The following is a 16,663-nucleotide window of genomic DNA, read 5'->3' on the forward strand; positions in this document are numbered from 1 at the left end:
TCTTGCTCGAAGTGTGACGTCCGGCTTCGGTGTGTGATCGGGCCAGCTTCGAGATCCGGGCATCTGGCGCGATCGTCGCTTTGACGGTGATCAGTGACATGTCTACTGTTGTCGCCCATGCCGGTGGGGTTTTTGTCTGATGACCAGGTCAGGGCGTATACGGCGCTCGATGAGCTGCCGTCACTGTCGGACCTGGAGAAGTTCTTCTTCCTAGACGCGTTCGATCGGGACGTGATCGCGAAGTCACGCCAGGACTCGCATCGCCTGGGCGTGGCCGTTCAGATCGGGACGGTCCGGTACAAGGGGCTGTTCCTAGAGGATCCGCTGGCGGTGCCGTGACCGGTGGTGGACTATCTGGCCGCGCAGTTGGGAATCGGCGATCCGTCGCAGGTGAAGAGGTACGGGGAGCGGCTGAAGACGGCGTATGAGCACGCGTGGATGATCCGGGACGCTTACGGTTACCGCGACTTTGATGATCACGAGCCGTGGGAGGGGCGGGTGCTGGCGAGGCGGTTCCGGACGTTCCTGCATGGTCGGGCGTGGACGCATGCCGAGGGGCCGACGGCGTTGTTCGATCAGTCGGTGGCGTGGCTGCGCAGGCACCGGGTGTTGCTGCCGGGGGTGACGGTGCTGGAACGCCTGGTAGCCAGCGTCCGTGAGCAGGCCGATGAGCGTTTGTATGCCACGGTGGCGCGTCAGGTAGACCGCGCTGATGCGGCGTTGCGGCGGGAGCTGTCAGGGCTGCTGGTGGTTCCTCCCGGGGCGCGGATGTCGGAGCTGGAGCGGCTGCGGCAGGCGCCCAAGAGGCAGTCGGGCACGGAGATGGCGCGGGCGCTGCAGCGGGTGGACGACATCGCCCGGTTCCGGCTGGGGCGGGTGCGCATCGACAAGGTGCCGGTCCGGCGACTGAAGACGCTCGCCAAGTACGGGGCAGGCAGCAAAGCGCCGCTGCTGGCCCGTCTGCATGAGCCGAGGAAGACCGCGACGATGCTGGCGGTGACCCGGTCACTGGAGGCCGAGGCGATCGACGACGCCCTCGATCTGTTCGCGCTGCTAATAGCCTCGCGGCTGATCTCGCCGGCGCGCCGCAAGTCCTCGGGTGACCGGCTGGCGATGCTGCCGAAGCTGGAGAAAGCCTCCAGGCTCCTGTCCCGGGCGGGCCGGGTGCTGGTTGAGCAGCTCGACCTGGTCGCCGAGGCGGGCGCCGACCTGGACCCAGCGGCGCTGTGGACGGCTGTCATCGCCGAAGCCGGGGCGAGCAAGGAGCAGGTCCTGGCCGCGCTGGAACAGGTCGACCAGCTCGTCCCCGACGACGACGGCGCGGCCGAGGCGGCCCTGCGCGCGGCGCTGGTCGACAAGTACAACACCGTCCGGCCGTTCTTGAAGCCGCTGGGGAGTCCAAGGCCCTGGGCGCGGCGGCCGGAGGCCGCAAGGTCCTGGCCGCGGTGCGCGCTCTGCCGGAGCTGACGCGCCGGCACGTCTCCCGCAAGCCCCTCATCCCGAAGGAGATCGACGCGTCCCTGGTGACCGCGGCCTGGAAGCGGCCGGTGTTCGCCAACCCCGACCTGCCCGAAGGCGCGGTGGATCGCGACGCCTATGTGGTCTGTGTCCTCGAGGGGCTGTTTCGGGCACTCCAGGTGCGCGACGTGTTCGCCGCGCCGTCGCTGCGGTGGGCCGACCCGCGCGCCCACCTGCTGGACGGCAAGGCGTGGGAGGCGATCAGCGAGGACGTGCTCGCCTCCCTGTCGCTCACCGACCCCGTCGAGACCCACCTCGATGCCAAGCTGCTGGCGCTGGACGCGGCGTGGCGGCAGATGGCCGGCCGACTCGAAGAAGCCGGCGACGACGCCCTGGTCCGTGTGGTCACCCCGTCTGACGGACACGCCCGCTTGTCGGTGGAGAAGCTCGGCGTGCTGGGCGAGAGCCCGTCGTTGAAGTGGCTACGTGCGGCCTGCCAGGCGATGCTGCCCCGCATCGACCTGCCCGAACTGCTGCTGGAGGTGCACTCCTGGACCGGGTTCCTGGACGCCTATGTGCACCTGGCCGACATCTCCACGCGCATGCACGACCTGCCCCGATCCCTGGCCGCTCTGCTGATCAGCGAGGCCTGCAACGTCGGCCTCACCCCGGTGATCAAGGACGGGGACGAGGCGCTGACCCGCGGCCGGCTCTCGCACGTCGACCAGAACTACGTGCGGGCCGAGACGCACGCCGCGGCGAACGCGATCCTGATCGAGGCCCAGCGCGGCGTGCCGATCGTGGCGCTGTGGGGCGGCGGGCTGCTGGCCTCGGTCGACGGGCTGCGGTTCGTCGTCCCGGTCCAGACGATCAACGCCGCCCCCTCGCCGAAGTACTTCGGCTACAAACGCGGCCTGACGCTCTTGAACGCAGTCAATGATCAAGTGATGGGGATCGGGCAGATGGTCGTGCCCGGGACGCCGCGCGATTCGCTGTACATCCTCGACACCCTGATCAACATCGACGCCGGTCCGCAGCCCGAGGTCGTCACGACCGACCAGGCGTCCGATTCGGACACAGTATTCGGCATCTTCTCCATGCTCGGCTACCGGTTCGCGCCCCGCTTCGCCGACCTGGGCGATCAGCGGTTCTGGCGCTCGGAGGTGCCCGGCAGCAACACCCCGGGCGACTACGGGCCGTTGGAGGCGATCGCCCGTAACAAGATCACCCGGCAGAAGATCTGCACCCAGTGGTCGGATATGACCCGGGTTGCCGGGTCGCTGGTGACCAACCAGGTCCGCGCCTACGACCTGCTGCGCATGTTCGCCCGCAGCGGGCGTCCGACGCCGCTGGGGCAGGCGTTCGCCGAGTACGGCCGGATCGACAAGACGTTGCACCTGCTTTCCATCTTGGACCCGATCGACGACACCTACCGCCGCAAGCTGAACAAGCAGCTCACCGTCCAGGAGTCCCGGCACCGGCTCGCCCGTAAGATCTGCCACGGCAGCAACGGGCAGATCCGCAAGGCGTACCGTGAAGGACAAGAAGACCAACTAGCCGCGTTGGGGCTGGTCGTCAACGCGGTCGCGCTGTGGAACTCGAAGTATCTGTCGGCCGCGGTGGACCGGCTGCACGCCGAAGGCGTCCCGGTCAAGGATGAGGACGCTGCCCGGCTGTCCCCGCTGGGCCACGCCCACCTCAACGTCCTGGGCCGCTACTCCATCTCCTCCTCCGCCCCGGCCGAAGGGCTGCGGCAGCTCGGCGAGATCCCGGACCTCCCCGATGGTGGCGGCGTGAACGAGGAGGGGGTGTAGATGCCCGGGCTCGCGGGCCACGACATGCGTCCTGGTCCCGATGCCTTCCTCGCATGCCCGGTGTGCGGGCCGGCGTGGTGGAGCGCTGACGCCGCCGGCGGTCACGGCGCGCGGCCGGCTAACGCGGCGTGACCAGGCGGGCCTCGTAGGCGGCGATGACGAGCTGGGCGCGGTCGCGGGCGTTGAGCTTGGCCAGCAGACGGCCGATATGCGTCTTGACGGTCCCGGGACTCACCTGGAGCTGCACGCTGAGCTCGGCGTTGGACAGTCCGTGGGCCACGAGGGTGAGCACTTCGCGCTCCCGGTCCGTCAATGTGTCGAGCCCGTGAAAGGGCTGCTGGGGCGGCCGCTGTACGAACTCCGTGATCAGTCGGGTGGTGACGGTCGGCGCGAGCAGCGTCTCACCCGAGGCCACCACTCGGATCCCCTTCAGGAGGTCGTCCGGAGGCGCGTCCTTGAGCAGGAACCCGCTGGCGCCCGCGCGCAGCGCCGAATAGACGTATTCATCGAGGTCGAACGTGGTCAGGATGAGGACCCGAGTGTCCGCGGCGATCTGCCCGGTCGCGGTGATGCCGTCCATCTCGGGCATTCTGACGTCCATGAGCACCACGTCGGGTGACTCTGTACGCGCGAGCGCCACCGCCTCCCGCCCGTCGGCCGCCTCTCCGACCACGGTGAGATCGTCCTCCGAGTCGATCAGCAGGCGGAAACTGCCGCGCAGGAGCGCCTGATCGTCGGCGATGAGCACCCGAATCACGAGCCTCCCCCTGCCGCACCCACCCGGAGCAGGCCCGGCCCGGTCCGCGGACGTCCTGTCCGGACCCGCCGACTCCGCTTTCTCCGGCTCATGCTCGTGATCCTCGTCATCACGTCCATCATGACCGATCCGCGCCTACCGCTCGCACCACGTCGATGCTTTCTCGGAACGCCGGCCGTACGTACATCCATCATCCATGCGCCACTGCGGCGCTCTGTCGGATGGACCTGCCGTTCGCGCACGCACGCGCTCGCCGGAAGGTGTCCGGCGCCGCACCCCCTCCCTCCGTCGAGAGAGAGTGGAACTCCCAGGCGGGTCACGGGATCTCCCATGACGCGTGCACGCCGAACCCCCGTCCCGGGAGCGGGCCGGCCTCGAAGGTGCCGCCGTACAGCAGCGCCCGTTCGCGCATTCCGGCCAGCCCGTGCCCACCCGGCCGCTCCGGCAGCACCCTCTGCCCAGGCCCATCGTCGAGCACGGAGATCCGCAACCTTCCATCGGCGACCGACACGCTGGCCCGGCAGTGGGCGGGAGCGGCGTGCTTGACGACGTTGGTGATCGCCTCCTGGACGATGCGGTAAACGGCCAGCGCCATGCTGTCGGGCACGGCTCCGTCCACCGACAGATCGACTTGCACGCGGGCCTCCGCCGCCTGGCGCGCCAGGGACGGCAGGTCGGCGAGCCGGGGGAGCGGTGTGCTGTCGGGCGCGCTGCCGGGTGCGCGCAGCACGCCGAGAAAATGGCGCATCTCCGCGAGCGAGCTACGCCCGATCTCCTCGATGGCCCGCAACGCCTTGCGCTCTTCCTCTGGGTGCTTGTCCAGGACCTTGGCCGCCACCCCCGCCTTGACGGTGATCATGCTCATCGAATGGGCGACGACGTCGTGCAGCTCGCGCGCGATCCGCAGGCGTTCGTCGGCCGCCGCCTTCTCGGCCTGCATCCTGGCCTCGCGGGCGGCGAACTCGCGGCGGGTGCGCGCCGCCGTGCCAAGACTCCAGCTCGCTGCGAGGAGCAGCCAAGCCGTACCGAGGATGAAGACGGGGTCGGGCCAGCCGTTCGAATATCGTGCTGGGCCCGGCATCGAGACCAGCAGCGACCCTCCGTTGACGAGCAGGCCCGACACCAGGGCGATCGCCGATCGCCACACCGGCCGGCCGGCCGCCACCGGGTAGATGGCCAGGGCCATCACGGCCGTCGCCATCAGCCGGTTGCTCTGCAGCGCCAGCACGGCAAGGCCGATCAGGAGCGCACCGTAGTAGGCGGGCTCCGGCCATACCCGCCGCACCGCCACGGGCACCGCGAGCAGCCAGCAGAGCACGGTGGTCACGGCGTTCGTGGTCAGTTCCGGCGGACTCGCCGTGGACGCCAGCGCGAGCAGCACCGCGACCACGGTGTCGGCCAGGATGAGCAGCCAGGGCGGAGGCCGTCGGGCGAGCAGATTCACAGCCCGACGTTATCGAGGAACGGCCGGGGGCGAATCGGAGCACGGTCCGTCAGACCAGGGTCATACTCCGCCCACATACGCCCGCACCGTATGACCCTGGTCCAATCCCAAAGATCGGATCTGGCTCCGATGTGCGGCCCACCGCCGTACAGCATCGTTGTCGCCATGAACCGACGCAGACTCATCGCCCTGTGCCTGGCGGCCTGTCTCGCCGTGCCGCTCGGTGGTGTCGCGCTGGCCTCGGCGCAGGCCCACGGCCTCGTGTGGAAAGACTGTGGTGACGGCCTGCGATGCGCCGAATTGGTCGTTCCCGTGGACTGGGCCGATCCTGGCGGGCCCAGAACCTCGGTGCACGTGGCCAAACTGCCCGCGACGGGCAAGAGCATCGGGCCGCTGATCGTCAACTTCGGAGGGCCCGGCACCAGCACGTCGATGCTCAGGCGGAAAAGCCAGCCCGATGCTCCGGCGGAGCTGCCGAACCTGCTTGATGAGTTGCAGAGGAGCTTCGACGTCATCGCCATCGATCCGCGCGGGATGTCGGAGCCCGCGGGCGGCAAGAGAGTGAGCTGCGCGGAGCCCGGGGCCTCCATCTTCGGACTGCTCCTGGCCAGGACGAAGCAGGACTGGGACGCCCACGCCGCAAAGAACGCGGCCCACCAGGCAAGTTGCCGCAAAATGGCCAAATCGGCCTGGCGCGGGATAACGGCATGGAACGTGGCGCACGACATCGACGCCCTGCGCGCCGCACTCGGCCAGGACAAGGTCATCTACGCGGGCAACTCCTACGGGACCGTCTACGCCCAAGCCTACCTGGAGCTGTTCCCGCAGCGGGTCGGCCGGATGTACTTCGACGGCACCGCCGATCACACCCAGCAGGACTTCGAGCCCTGGATCCGCAACTACGCGCTCACGCAGGAGCGCCATCTCACTCGCTTCCGCGACTGGTGCGCCCGCCGCACCGACTGCGCCCTGCACGGCAGGGACGCGGGCAAGGCATGGGACGAGCTCGTCGCCAGGGTGCAGCGCGCGCCACTGCCGGCGTCGGCCGGACGGACGGTAACCGAGGGGCAGCTGTACGCCGGCGCGGTCAAAGGCATGAATCCGGCGCTCTGGCCCCAGCTCGCCACTGCCATCCGCAAGGCCCTCGACAGCGACGCCGGCGGCTTCCTGGAGGGGGAACTGCTCCCGGATGAGGGCGGCACGTCCGTGAGCCAAGACTCCTTGTGCAACGACTTCATGCCGAAGCCGCCGACGTACGAAGAGTTCCAGGGCATCGAGGCCAGACTCCATGAGATCGCGCCGAGGTTCGGCTGGCTGGAGGGACGCTTCGAGCTCGGGCGGTGCTGGGGCCGCAGCGGGGGCGCGTCCTGGGCGCCGCACCCGTTGCGTGTGAAGGACGCCCCGCCGATCCTCTTCGCGATCGGGGAGCTCGACAACAACACCAACTATCGCGGGCAGGCGCACGTGGCCGAGCAGATCCCGTCCGCGCGCGTCCTGTGGCACGGCGACGGCCACGCGTCGTGGGCAGCCAACATCTGCCTGCGGCGGCACGTCAATGCTTACCTGACCACGGGGGGGCTGCCCGCGCCGGGCACGCGTTGCCCGGCCGAGCGGATTCAGAAGGTGGGCAAATGATCGAGGTCACAGACCTGACGAAGCTGTACGGCTCCACCCGCGCGGTGTCCGGGCTCACGTTCGACGTCAAACCCGGACAGGTCACCGGCTTCCTCGGGCACAACGGCGCCGGCAAGTCCACCACCATGCGCATGATCCTCGGCCTCCACACGCCCACCTCGGGCAAGGCGTTGATCAACGGCGTCCGCAAACACGACCTGCGCGACCCCATGCGCGAGGTCGGCGCCATGCTCGACACGGCCGAGGTGCAGGGCGGGCGCAGCGCGTTCGCTCACCTCCAGGCGCTGGCGCATGCCGGCGGGATCGGGCGCCGCAGGGTCGTGGAGGTGCTGGAGGAGGTCGGCCTGGCCGGGGCGGCGCGCAAGCGGATCGCCGGGTTCTCTCAGGGGATGCGCCAGCGCCTTGGTATTGCGGCGGCGTTGCTCGGTGACCCGGGCGTGCTCATTCTCGACGAGCCGGTCAACGGTCTCGACCCCGACGGCATTCGCTGGCTCAGGACACTGCTCAGATCCCTGGCCGCCGAGGGGCGCACCGTCCTGCTGTCGAGCCACCTCATGACCGAGATGTCCCTTACCGCCGACCGGCTCATCATCATCGGCCAGGGCCGGCTGATCGAGGACACCTCAACGGCGGACCTGCTGGCCCGTTTCCAGAGCGGCGTACTGGTCCGATCCCCCCACGCGGCCCGCCTGTCCAGGGCACTCGAAGCGGCCGGCGCAACCATACACCCCGCTCAGGACACCGACACCGATGAGGAGCCGGTGCCTGGCCGGCCCGCAGCGGCTGGAGTCGATACGCGCCCCGTGCGGGACGCCCGGGCCGGAGAGGAATTGCTGGTGACCGGCCTGACCGCAGCCGCCATCGGCGACATCGCCCTGGCGAACGGCTGCGCCGTTCACGAGTTGGTGTCGCGCCGGACATCACTAGAGGAAGCCTTCATGGAGATCACCCAATGATCAACGTCGTCGCATCGGAATGGCTCAAGCTACGCTCGCTCCGAGCCACCTACTACGTCCTGGCCTCCACGCTCTCGGCCCTTGCGCTCACCGGCTTCGCCGCCTACTCGATCTCGCGCAACTTCGACACCAACGGCCCCGGCGGCGATCCTGTCGGCACGGGTATCAGCCTCAGCGCCGACATTCCGCCTGTGCTGTTCGGCATGCTGGGCGTGTTCACCATCTCCGGCGAGTACGCCACCGGCATGATCAGACTCACGCTGACCACGATCCGGAGCCGGTGGACGCTCCTTGTGGCCAAGGCCGTTGTGGTGGCCGCCGTGGCCGCTGTCGCGGGCCAGGTGCTGGCGTTCGCCACCTACTTCACCGCACAGGCCGTGGTGGCCGGGCGTCCGATCGGTGCCTCGTTCGCCGAACATGCGGCCCTGGCCGAGGTTCTGACTACCGGCGCCGGCTCCGCCGTCGCCGGAGTGATGGGGCTGGGCCTGGCCACGGTCCTGCGGTCGACACCGGGAGCGCTCATCGTGCTGGTCGTCCTCCCGCTGTCCCCGACCGTGCTCGAGCGCTTCCTCCCGGCTCCGTGGAACGACTGGATCAGCTCCTTGACGATTCCGTCGCTGGCCAGGCAACTGGCCACCGTACCCGACGCAGGAGCCTTCGATCCCTCAACGGCCGCCGTCATCCTGGTGGGTTACGTCGTGGTGTCCCTCCTGCTGGCAACCCTGGCGATCAACCACCGCGACGCCTGACCGGACACTTATGGGCGGCCATGTACGTGGAAGGACAGCTATCACGTACATGGCCGCCCGCCGCTTCGCTACGGGTCGGGGCCGCGCCCGAGGTATGTGGGGTGAGTGCCACCACAGCCGCGCACAAGGGAGATCCAGAACGTGGCCGGGATGAATTGACGTTCCGTAAGAGGATCCTCAACCGGAACACCCACCAGCCGAGACAGACACCCAGGTCGAGGTGTTCCGTATAGGTGTTCCACACACTGCTCCGGTGAAGGCCCCCTATCCGGAACACTTGGGCACGTGAACGGAACCCGCGTCGGCTACGCCCGCTGCTCCACCGACGAACAAGACGTCATCATCCAGACCGAGCAGCTCCTGGCCCTCGGCGTCCCCGAGGATCGCATCTACATCGACCGCGGCTTCTCCGGAACCACCCGACGCAACCGCGCCGGCCTCGACCAGGCCCTCGCCGCCGTCTGGGACGGGACGGTCTTCACCGTCACCAAGTTCGACCGGTTCGCCCGCAACATGGCCGAGGTCAACGAGACCCTGACCGGCCTGTCCGGCCGTGGCGTCCTGTTCGGACTGGGCGCCTCCGTCTACGGCTGGAACGACCCGTTCGGCCGGCTGTTCCTGCAAACCCTCGCCATGGTCGCCGAGTTCGAAGCCAGCCTCGGGCACCTGCGTACCCGCGAGGGCATGGCCCTGGCCAAGAAGAACGGCAAGCTCAAGGGCAAGCAACCCAAACTGCCTGAACCCGCCCGGCGCTCCATCCGCCGGCGCTACGCCGAGGGCGAGGTGTCCCTGGCCGACCTTGCCACCGAGTACAGCGTCGGCCGCTCCACCATCCACCGCATCATCCACGGGCCAGAGACCTCCAGGTAGAGCGATCACGCACCGAAGCTGGACGTCACACTTCACCCAAGATCATTCTCAGCGCCAACGGCTGCTCCTGGGTTCCCCGACCCCGGTCCCGCCGGAGCCGGCGGCCACGTCGATCCCGGCCCCGCGCACGGTGAGAAGTGGCGGCCTCAGGCCGCGCGCAGGCAGAAGGGATGTCCGGCCGGGCTGGCGTAGACGCGGCTGCCGGTGCGGGTTTCCGGGGTGATGTCCCCGCTGGGCCGCAGCCGGGTGGCGCCGGCGCCGGTGGCCACGCGGTCGGCGGCCGCGAGATTCCCGACGCCGAAATCGAGGTGCATCTGCTGGGAGGTGCCGTCCGGCCAGCTCGGGGCGACGTGTTCGGGGGCGGACTGGACGACGATGACCGGGAGGCCGGGAGCCTGGATGAAGTGATGGGTGGGCGTGCGATGGATCGAGCCACCGAGCAGCCGGTGCCAGAAGGCTCCCTCCGTCTCGATCTCAGCGGCGTCGATGATCACGGAACTCAGGGTGATGGACATGGTGACGGTCCTGTTCCTGGTGCTGGTCGGTGCTCAGACGGTGGGGAGGATGCCGCCGTCGACGCGGAACTGGGCTCCGGTTAGCCACTTCGCGCGACTGGAGGCGAGGAAGGCGATCATCTCGGCGACGTCCTCGGGGTCTCCGGGGCGGCCCATGGGGACTTTCAGGTGGTCCACGATCTGGCGCGTGATCTCGTCCGTGGTCACGCCCTGCTGCTCGGCCATGTGCCGCAGGTGGGCGGTGGCGCCGTCGGTGACGACGAAGCCGGGCAGCACGCAGACCACGCGCACCCCGTGCTCGCCGACCTCGGTGGCCAGTTCGCGGCTGTAGGCGTTCAGCGCTGCCTTGGCGGCGGCGTAGGAGGCTTCCGTGCGCTGGGGCAGCCGGCTGGCGATCGAGGAGACGTGCACGACGACGCCGGAGCCCCGCTCGACCATCCCCGGCACCAGGACCCGGTCCAGGCGCACGGCGCTCAGGAGGTTCATCCCCAGGTCCGCCTGCCAGGATTCGTCCGACCGGCTCAGGGTCGGCGTCGGGGGGCTCGCCGCGCCGGCGTTGTTCACGAGGACGTCCACGCCTCCCATGTGGTCAATGACGCGGCGGCCGAGTCCGGCCACCCCCTCCGGCGTGGAGAGGTCCGCCGGTATGAAGGTGGCGCCGGTGTCCTCCTCGGGCCGGCTGCGGGAGGCCGTCAGCACGGTCGCGCCCGCGGCGACGAACCGGCGCGCGGTCGCCGCGCCCAGTCCCCGGCTGCCGCCGGTGACCAGGACCCGCAGGCCCATCAGGCCGTCATCGGTATTCGGCATCGGACATTCCTTCCGTAAGATGAACCTGACTCCGGAAACGATACATGCAAACGGAACCGGACTCACCTTATGGAGGTTCCTTGCCGTCATCACGCCCGCTGCGCGCCGACGCGCGCCGCAACCGCGAGGCACTGCTGTCCGCGGCCCGCCAGGCGTTCCTCGGCGGCGACACCGACGCGCACGTGGAGGACATCGCCCGCAGCGCCGGCGTCGCCGTGGGCACGCTCTACCGGCACTTCGAGACCCGCGAGGCGCTGATCGAGGAGGTCTACCGCAAGGAGGTCGACGACCTGTGCGCCGCGCCCGCCGACCTGCTGACCCGCCACGCCCCGGAAGAGGCCCTGCGGCGCTTCCTGCTGCTGCTCGTGGACCACGCGGCCGTGGGCAAAGGGATGTCCGTCGCGCTGGAGAGCATCATGGCGACGGACTCACCGGTCTTCGACGACGCCCGCACCCGCATGGCGAACGCCCTCACCCGGCTGCTCGACGCCGGCAGCACGGCCGGCACCGTCCGCGGCGACGTCACCGGCCCCACTCTGCTGCGAGCCCTGGGCGGCATCTGCGCCATGCGCGTGTCCGAGGGATGGCTCGACGAGGCCCGGCAGGTCACCGCCCTCCTCCTCGACGGCCTGCGCCACGGGGCCCCGCGCGCGAGCTGAGCCGAAGGACGCGCGTGCCCGGCGCGTTACCCCTGCCCGCTCCCGCCGTCGCTCCCGTCCGATTCCGCGGTGTCCGGATCACGCGGCGTGCGCAGGACCGCGGCGACCGGGGTGGAGACGGTGAGGCCGTAGCGGCCGGGTGCGCGGAGAAGGGCCGCGCTCCCCCGGGCGGTGCGAGGGGCGCGGCCCTTTCCGGCCCCGGCCGGACAGGCCGGGCGGGTCAGGAGGCTGTGACCTTCCTCCCGGCCGCCCCGGCCGCCTCCCCGGCCTGCGCGGGCAGGTCGAGGCTGTCGCGCAGCCGGGCGGGCCGCAGGAACGCCGCGGCGACGAGGCCGACTGCGGCGATGCCCGCCGAGATCAGGAAGATGTGGCCGGTGGCGTCGCCGTAGGCGGCCCGCACGATCGTCCTGACCGGCTCGGGCAGGGCGGCGATGTTGAGGCTGCCGCCGGCCGCCGAGGCGGCGCCGACCGGGACGCCGGCCTCGGCCAGCCCCTCGGTGATGCCGGTGGCGACGCGGCCGGCCAGCACGGCGCCCAGCACCGAGACGCCGACGGTGCCGCCGAGGGAGCGGAAGAAGGTGATCGCGCCGCTGGCGGCGCCGATCTCCCGCAGCGGGACGGTGTTCTGCACGACCAGCACGAGATTCTGCATGGACATGCCGACGCCGACGCCGACGGCGAGCATGTACGCCGAGATCAGCGGCATCGCGGTCCGGTGGTCGATGGTGGCCAGGCCGGAGAAGCCCGCCAGCAGGACGACGAGGCCGATGAGGATGTAGGGCTTCGTGCGGCCGCTGGCCGAGACCATGCGGCCGCTGATGGTCGACGACAGCAGCACGCCGAGCATCATGGGGATGGTCAGCAGGCCGGCGGCGGTGGGACCGTAGCCGCGGCCGATCTGGAAGTACTGGCCGAGGAAGACCGAGCCGCCGAACATGGCCATGCCGACCGCGAGGCTGGCCAGGATGGCCAGCGCCGGGGTGGCGCGCCGCAGGACGTGCAGCGGCACGACCGGCTCGCGGACCTTCGCCTCCACCCAGGTCGCCACCGCCAGCACCAGCACGCCGCCGCCGGCCATGGCCGCGGTCTGCCACGACAGCCAGTCGAAGGAGTTGCCGACGAAGGTGACCCAGATGAGCAGGACGCTGACGCCGGCGGCGATGAGGGTGGCGCCCCAGTAGTCGATGCTGACGTCCGTACGGCGCACGGTCGGCAGGTGCAGGGTCTTGGCCAGCAGCGCGAACGCCGCGACGGTGAACGGCACGGCGATGAAGAAGCACCAGCGCCAGCCGAGCCAGGAGGTGTCGGCGATGACGCCGCCGAGCAGGGGGCCGCCGACCGTGGCCACGGCCATGACCGCCCCGAGGTAGCCGTTGTAGCGGCCGCGCTCCTTGGGGGAGATCATCGCGGCGATGACGACCTGCGCCAGGATCTGCAGGGCGCCCATGCCCAGGCCCTGCACCGCGCGGAAGGCGATGAGCTGCCCGGTGTTCTGGGCGAGACCGCAGGCCAGCGAGCTCACCATGAAGATCACGATGGAGATCTGCAGCAGCAGTTTCTTGTCGAACAGGTCGGCGAGCTTGCCCCAGACGGGGGTGGAGGCGGTCGAGGCCAGCAGGGAGGCGGTGACGACCCAGGTGTACTGCGACTGGCTGCCCTCCAGCGCGCCGATGATCTGCGGCAGCGCCACCGAGACGATGGTGCCGCTGATCATGGCGACGAACAGGACGAGCAGCAGGCCGCTGAGGGCCTCCAGGACTTGGCGGTGGGTCATCGGCTCCGCCGCGGGCGGCGCCGCCGGCTGTGCGCTCACGCGCAACCTCCGATCAGGGGATGAGGGGATGCAACCCGGACACCATACATGCCCAATGGGAAACTTTGCGCATTGGGCACTTATTCCCATTGGGTAAGCTCTTCCGCATCATGGACAGCACACCGGGGTTGCGTGAGCGCAAGAAGGCCGAGACCCGCCAGGCGGTGCACGAGGCCGCGCTGCGGCTCACCGTCGAGCACGGCCTGGACAACGTCACCGTCGAGGCCATCGCCGACGCCGCCGGCATCTCCCGCCGGACGTTCTCCAACTACTTCGACGGCAAGGAGGACGCGCTGCTGTACGGCGACGAGCAGCGCCTGGGCACGCTGGTGCGGCGCGTCCGCGAACAGCCGGCCACCGACTCCGCCTGGCAGGCGCTGCGCGGCGCACTGGAGCGGCTCCACGACGAGACCGGTGAGGACGGCCGCTCCGACCGGGAGCTGCACCTGCGCACCCGCCTGGCCATGCGCCACCCCTCTCTGCTGGCCAGGCAGCTGGCCGGCAGGGTCAGGCTGGAGAGCGAGCTGAGCCGGGCGGTGTCGGCACGGGCGCGGCCGGACGGCGTCGGCCCCGAGGTGGTCACCGCCGCGTTCCTGACCGCGCTGCGCATCGCCATGCAGTGGTGGTGCGCCGAGCAGGAGAGCCGGACGCTGCGCGAGCTGATGGGCAGGGCGCTGGACCAGATGGCCCGCCCGTTCGCCTGACCGTCCCGCGGGACGGCCCCCGCCGGATGGAAGGAGAACCCTCCCGGACGGGGAGCGGCCGGACGGCGCAGGGAACGGTCAGAGCGGCAGCGCGGCCGCCTCGTGACGCAGGACGAGGATGAGCAGCGTGGCGATCAGCGTCGCGATCAGCAGCCAGCTCGTCATGAGGACGACCGTCGAGCGGCGCGGCCGCCGCGACGGGCGCTCGCGCCGCCGCTCACGCCTGCGGCGGCCCTCCTCGTGGCGCCGCACACGCCTGTCGAACGACTCCAGCCGAGCCGCCAGCTTCGGGTCCTCATCGACGAGGTGGCGCTCGATCCGCAGCAGAATCCGCTCCTCCTCCTGCGACCAGGCCATGCCGCACCTCCCCGGAACGCAAGGCGTGTGCGAGTTTCCTGCCCAATCATGATGATCGTTATCCATTCCCGGGGCTGTTGATTTACGGGTTCTTTACACCGGCGGACGGTCCCCGGGGCCGGGCACGGCGTCGGCGCAGCGGGCCAGCCGCCCCGCCAGGGCCCGGACCTCCTCGCGCAGCCCGTCGGGGGTGACGACGGTGAACGGCCGGCCCAGCCCGGCCAGCATCAGCGCCATGCCGTCCAGCCGCTCGGCCCGGGTGCGCAGCAGGACGCCCCGCGGCGCCGGTGTCAGCGTCGCCACCGACGCCGGCACCCGCTCGCGCGCCTCCGCGAGCGGCATCTCCAGCAGCACCTCCACCTCATGCCGGTACGGCACGGCCGCCAGCGAGGCGACCACGTGCGCGACCGGGTCGAACCCGTCGGGCACCTCGAAGGATCTCCCTGCCGGCTCCCCCCGCCCCGGCCGCCCGGCCGGCTCCCCGGACCCGGAGACCGGCGCGGCCGGCTCCACGCGTCCCACCCGGTCCACCCGGAAGGTGCGCACCTGCCCGCTGGCGTGGTCCAGCCCGGTGACGTACCAGCGGCCGGAGTGAAAGACCAGCCCGTAGGGGTCGAGGTCGCGTTCGGAGGACTCCCGCCGCCAGGAGCGGTAGGCCAGCCGTACCGTCCGCCCGTGCCGGGCCGCCTCGGCCAGCGCCAGCAGCGGACCGGCCTTCGGGTGGGCGGCGGCCGGAGCGGCGTCCCGGGTGTGGCCGAGCGTGGCCTGGACCGCCTCGACACGTTCGCGCAGCGCCCGCGGCAGCACCCGCTGGATCTTGGCGAGCGCGCTCTCCGTCGCGGCCTCCCCCACCGCCAGCCCGGTCCGCCGCCCGGCCAGCAGCCCCAGCACCACGGCGGCGGCCTCGTCGTCGGTGAACATCAGCGGCGGCAGCCGGTATCCGGGCAGCAGGCGGTAACCGCCGTAGCGGCCCCGCTCGGCCTGGACCGGCACCCCCAGCTCCGACAGCCGCACCGCGTAGCGGCGCACCGTGCGCTCCTCCACCCCCAGCCGCGCGGCGAGCTCGGGCCCGGTCAGGCCGGGGGCGGCCTGCAGCAGCTCCAGCAGGGCGAGCACCCGGGTGACGGTCATGGAAACTCCCCGCGAATCAGGACCGGTTCTGTCCGGATTCGATCCTACGGTGGAGCCGTTCCGGAGAACGCCCCGGCTAAGGAGAAAACGATGAGCACATACGTCCTGGTACCCGGCTTCTGGCTCGGCGCGTGGGCCTGGGAGGAGGTCGCCGGGCCGCTGCGCGCGGCCGGGCACGACGTCCACCCCCTCACCCTGACCGGCCTGGGCGACCGCTCCCACCTGGCCGGTCCCGGAGTGGACCTGGAGACCCACATCGACGACATCGTCCAGACGATCGTCCACGCCGGTCTGCGGGAGGTGATCCTGGTGGCCCACAGCGGCGCCGGCGCCCCCGTCACCGGCGCGGCCGACCGGATCCCCGAGCGCATCGCCCGCGTCGTCTACCTCGACAGCGGCCCGGTGGCCGACGGCCTGACCCAGCTCGACCTCTGCGACCCGGCCCAGCGGGAGTACATCGAACGCAGCGCCGCCGCCTGCGGCGGAACCGCCTACCCGCCGCCCTCCTGGGAGCACTTCGAGCGCTCCGGCGTCAGCCTGGAGGGGATGGGAGCCGCCGAACGCGCCCGCTTCACCGCCGGCGCCACCGCTCAGCCGTACGGCACGCTCACCCGGCCGCTGAAGCTCGGCGGCGGCGCCGACCGGCTGCCCAAGACGCTCATCACCTGCTCCTACCCCCTGGAGCAGGTCCGCGCGATGATCGAGGCCGGTCACCCCTACTTCGCCGCCCTCGCCGGGCCCGAGTGGAGCTTCGCGGCGGTGCCCACCGGCCACTGGCCGATGTTCTCCGCGCCCGCGGCCACCGCGGCGGCCCTCGCCGGACTCGGCGAGCCGCGCGGCTGACAGCCCGGCACGGCTGACAGCCCGGCGGGGCCGGACAGGAGACGGGGTCCGGAAGGCCGGGCATGGCCGGAAAACGGGCGCGGGGCCGGCGGGGTCCGGAGGGCCGACGCGGAGGGCCGACGGGGCCGGTGGAGCCGGGGATCCGGCACCC

The 16,663-nt window shown here is 70.8% G+C and carries 14 protein-coding genes and 1 pseudogene; 8 read left to right on the forward strand and 7 right to left on the reverse strand.

Going from position 1 to position 16,663, the window contains the following annotated elements; all coding sequences use genetic code 11:
• Nucleotides 1-117 precede the first annotated feature (117 nt).
• A pseudogene (locus tag ACZ6W9_RS11155) lies at nucleotides 118-3,272 on the forward strand (Tn3 family transposase).
• Between the two features lie 118 nt (nucleotides 3,273-3,390).
• Here ACZ6W9_RS11155 and ACZ6W9_RS11160 read toward each other — a convergent pair.
• Both ACZ6W9_RS11160 and ACZ6W9_RS11165 read right to left on the reverse strand, forming a co-directional pair.
• Nucleotides 3,391-4,029 carry a response regulator transcription factor gene (locus ACZ6W9_RS11160; RefSeq protein WP_357705956.1) on the reverse strand — a complete coding sequence of 213 codons (639 nt, stop codon included), beginning with the start codon at nucleotides 4,027-4,029 and terminating at the stop codon, nucleotides 3,391-3,393.
• A gap of 316 nt (nucleotides 4,030-4,345) precedes the next feature.
• Nucleotides 4,346-5,473, reverse strand: coding sequence for a sensor histidine kinase (locus tag ACZ6W9_RS11165; RefSeq protein ID WP_470117485.1), 1,128 nt, complete (start codon nucleotides 5,471-5,473; stop codon nucleotides 4,346-4,348).
• Between the two features lie 165 nt (nucleotides 5,474-5,638).
• Here ACZ6W9_RS11165 and ACZ6W9_RS11170 point away from each other — a divergent pair, with 165 nt between their 5' ends.
• From ACZ6W9_RS11170 to ACZ6W9_RS11185, 4 genes are all read left to right on the forward strand, one after another.
• Nucleotides 5,639-7,108, forward strand: a complete 1,470-nt coding sequence (locus tag ACZ6W9_RS11170) for an alpha/beta fold hydrolase (protein ID WP_389967738.1) — start codon at nucleotides 5,639-5,641, stop codon at nucleotides 7,106-7,108.
• Nucleotides 7,105-8,064, forward strand: coding sequence for an ATP-binding cassette domain-containing protein (locus tag ACZ6W9_RS11175; protein ID WP_362931951.1), 960 nt, complete (start codon nucleotides 7,105-7,107; stop codon nucleotides 8,062-8,064). Before ACZ6W9_RS11170 ends, ACZ6W9_RS11175 begins: the two co-directional genes overlap by 4 nt.
• Nucleotides 8,061-8,813, forward strand: a complete 753-nt coding sequence (locus tag ACZ6W9_RS11180; protein ID WP_357705952.1) for an ABC transporter permease subunit — start codon at nucleotides 8,061-8,063, stop codon at nucleotides 8,811-8,813. Before ACZ6W9_RS11175 ends, ACZ6W9_RS11180 begins: the two co-directional genes overlap by 4 nt.
• Nucleotides 8,814-9,098: 285 nt before the next feature.
• A complete protein-coding gene (locus ACZ6W9_RS11185; protein ID WP_470117488.1) occupies nucleotides 9,099-9,683 on the forward strand; it encodes a recombinase family protein in 585 nt (194 codons plus the stop codon).
• Nucleotides 9,684-9,829: 146 nt separating this feature from the next.
• Here the strand turns inward: ACZ6W9_RS11185 and ACZ6W9_RS11190 are convergent, their stop codons facing one another.
• Nucleotides 9,830-10,198: a VOC family protein gene (locus tag ACZ6W9_RS11190; protein ID WP_389967732.1), complete on the reverse strand. Its 369-nt coding sequence runs from the start codon at nucleotides 10,196-10,198 to the stop codon at nucleotides 9,830-9,832.
• A gap of 33 nt (nucleotides 10,199-10,231) precedes the next feature.
• Nucleotides 10,232-11,005 (reverse strand): oxidoreductase, encoded by a 774-nt coding sequence (locus ACZ6W9_RS11195; RefSeq protein WP_470117490.1) that lies wholly within the window; start codon nucleotides 11,003-11,005, stop codon nucleotides 10,232-10,234.
• A gap of 80 nt (nucleotides 11,006-11,085) precedes the next feature.
• On the opposite strand from ACZ6W9_RS11195, the gene ACZ6W9_RS11200 reads away from it, so the two are divergent.
• A complete protein-coding gene (locus tag ACZ6W9_RS11200; RefSeq protein ID WP_389967728.1) occupies nucleotides 11,086-11,664 on the forward strand; it encodes a TetR/AcrR family transcriptional regulator in 579 nt (192 codons plus the stop codon).
• Between the two features lie 220 nt (nucleotides 11,665-11,884).
• Here ACZ6W9_RS11200 and ACZ6W9_RS11205 read toward each other — a convergent pair whose 3' ends face one another.
• A complete protein-coding gene (locus tag ACZ6W9_RS11205) occupies nucleotides 11,885-13,438 on the reverse strand; it encodes an MDR family MFS transporter (protein ID WP_470117577.1) in 1,554 nt (517 codons plus the stop codon).
• A gap of 149 nt (nucleotides 13,439-13,587) precedes the next feature.
• Here ACZ6W9_RS11205 and ACZ6W9_RS11210 point away from each other — a divergent pair, with 149 nt between their 5' ends.
• Nucleotides 13,588-14,181, forward strand: coding sequence for a TetR/AcrR family transcriptional regulator (locus tag ACZ6W9_RS11210; RefSeq protein ID WP_389967726.1), 594 nt, complete (start codon nucleotides 13,588-13,590; stop codon nucleotides 14,179-14,181).
• A gap of 78 nt (nucleotides 14,182-14,259) precedes the next feature.
• Here ACZ6W9_RS11210 and ACZ6W9_RS11215 read toward each other — a convergent pair whose 3' ends face one another.
• Together ACZ6W9_RS11215 and ACZ6W9_RS11220 are read right to left on the reverse strand one after the other, a co-directional pair.
• Nucleotides 14,260-14,538: a DUF3040 domain-containing protein gene (locus tag ACZ6W9_RS11215; protein WP_389967724.1), complete on the reverse strand. Its 279-nt coding sequence runs from the start codon at nucleotides 14,536-14,538 to the stop codon at nucleotides 14,260-14,262.
• Nucleotides 14,539-14,631: 93 nt separating this feature from the next.
• Nucleotides 14,632-15,669, reverse strand: coding sequence for a helix-turn-helix transcriptional regulator (locus ACZ6W9_RS11220; RefSeq protein ID WP_389967722.1), 1,038 nt, complete (start codon nucleotides 15,667-15,669; stop codon nucleotides 14,632-14,634).
• Nucleotides 15,670-15,759: 90 nt separating this feature from the next.
• Between ACZ6W9_RS11220 and ACZ6W9_RS11225 the strand changes: the two genes are divergently transcribed.
• The gene (locus ACZ6W9_RS11225) at nucleotides 15,760-16,512 is read left to right on the forward strand and encodes an alpha/beta fold hydrolase (protein ID WP_389967720.1); all 753 of its coding nucleotides are present in this window, start codon (nucleotides 15,760-15,762) and stop codon (nucleotides 16,510-16,512) included.
• Nucleotides 16,513-16,663 lie beyond the last annotated feature (151 nt).

The sequence above is a fragment of the Streptosporangium sp. NPDC053982 genome (assembly GCF_055585205.1).

What these genes read in the sequence shown, in the direction of transcription:
- ACZ6W9_RS11205 (WP_470117577.1), bottom strand. Translation starts at nt 13,438, where the DNA reads ATGACCCACCGCCAAGTCCTGGAGGCCCTCAGCGGCCTGCTGCTCGTC.
- ACZ6W9_RS11180 (WP_357705952.1), top strand. Translation starts at nt 8,061, where the DNA reads ATGATCAACGTCGTCGCATCGGAATGGCTCAAGCTACGCTCGCTCCGA.
- ACZ6W9_RS11195 (WP_470117490.1), bottom strand. Translation starts at nt 11,005, where the DNA reads ATGCCGAATACCGATGACGGCCTGATGGGCCTGCGGGTCCTGGTCACC.
- ACZ6W9_RS11210 (WP_389967726.1), top strand. Translation starts at nt 13,588, where the DNA reads ATGGACAGCACACCGGGGTTGCGTGAGCGCAAGAAGGCCGAGACCCGC.
- ACZ6W9_RS11215 (WP_389967724.1), bottom strand. Translation starts at nt 14,538, where the DNA reads ATGGCCTGGTCGCAGGAGGAGGAGCGGATTCTGCTGCGGATCGAGCGC.
- ACZ6W9_RS11175 (WP_362931951.1), top strand. Translation starts at nt 7,105, where the DNA reads ATGATCGAGGTCACAGACCTGACGAAGCTGTACGGCTCCACCCGCGCG.
- ACZ6W9_RS11170 (WP_389967738.1), top strand. Translation starts at nt 5,639, where the DNA reads ATGAACCGACGCAGACTCATCGCCCTGTGCCTGGCGGCCTGTCTCGCC.
- ACZ6W9_RS11190 (WP_389967732.1), bottom strand. Translation starts at nt 10,198, where the DNA reads ATGTCCATCACCCTGAGTTCCGTGATCATCGACGCCGCTGAGATCGAG.
- ACZ6W9_RS11220 (WP_389967722.1), bottom strand. Translation starts at nt 15,669, where the DNA reads ATGACCGTCACCCGGGTGCTCGCCCTGCTGGAGCTGCTGCAGGCCGCC.
- ACZ6W9_RS11225 (WP_389967720.1), top strand. Translation starts at nt 15,760, where the DNA reads ATGAGCACATACGTCCTGGTACCCGGCTTCTGGCTCGGCGCGTGGGCC.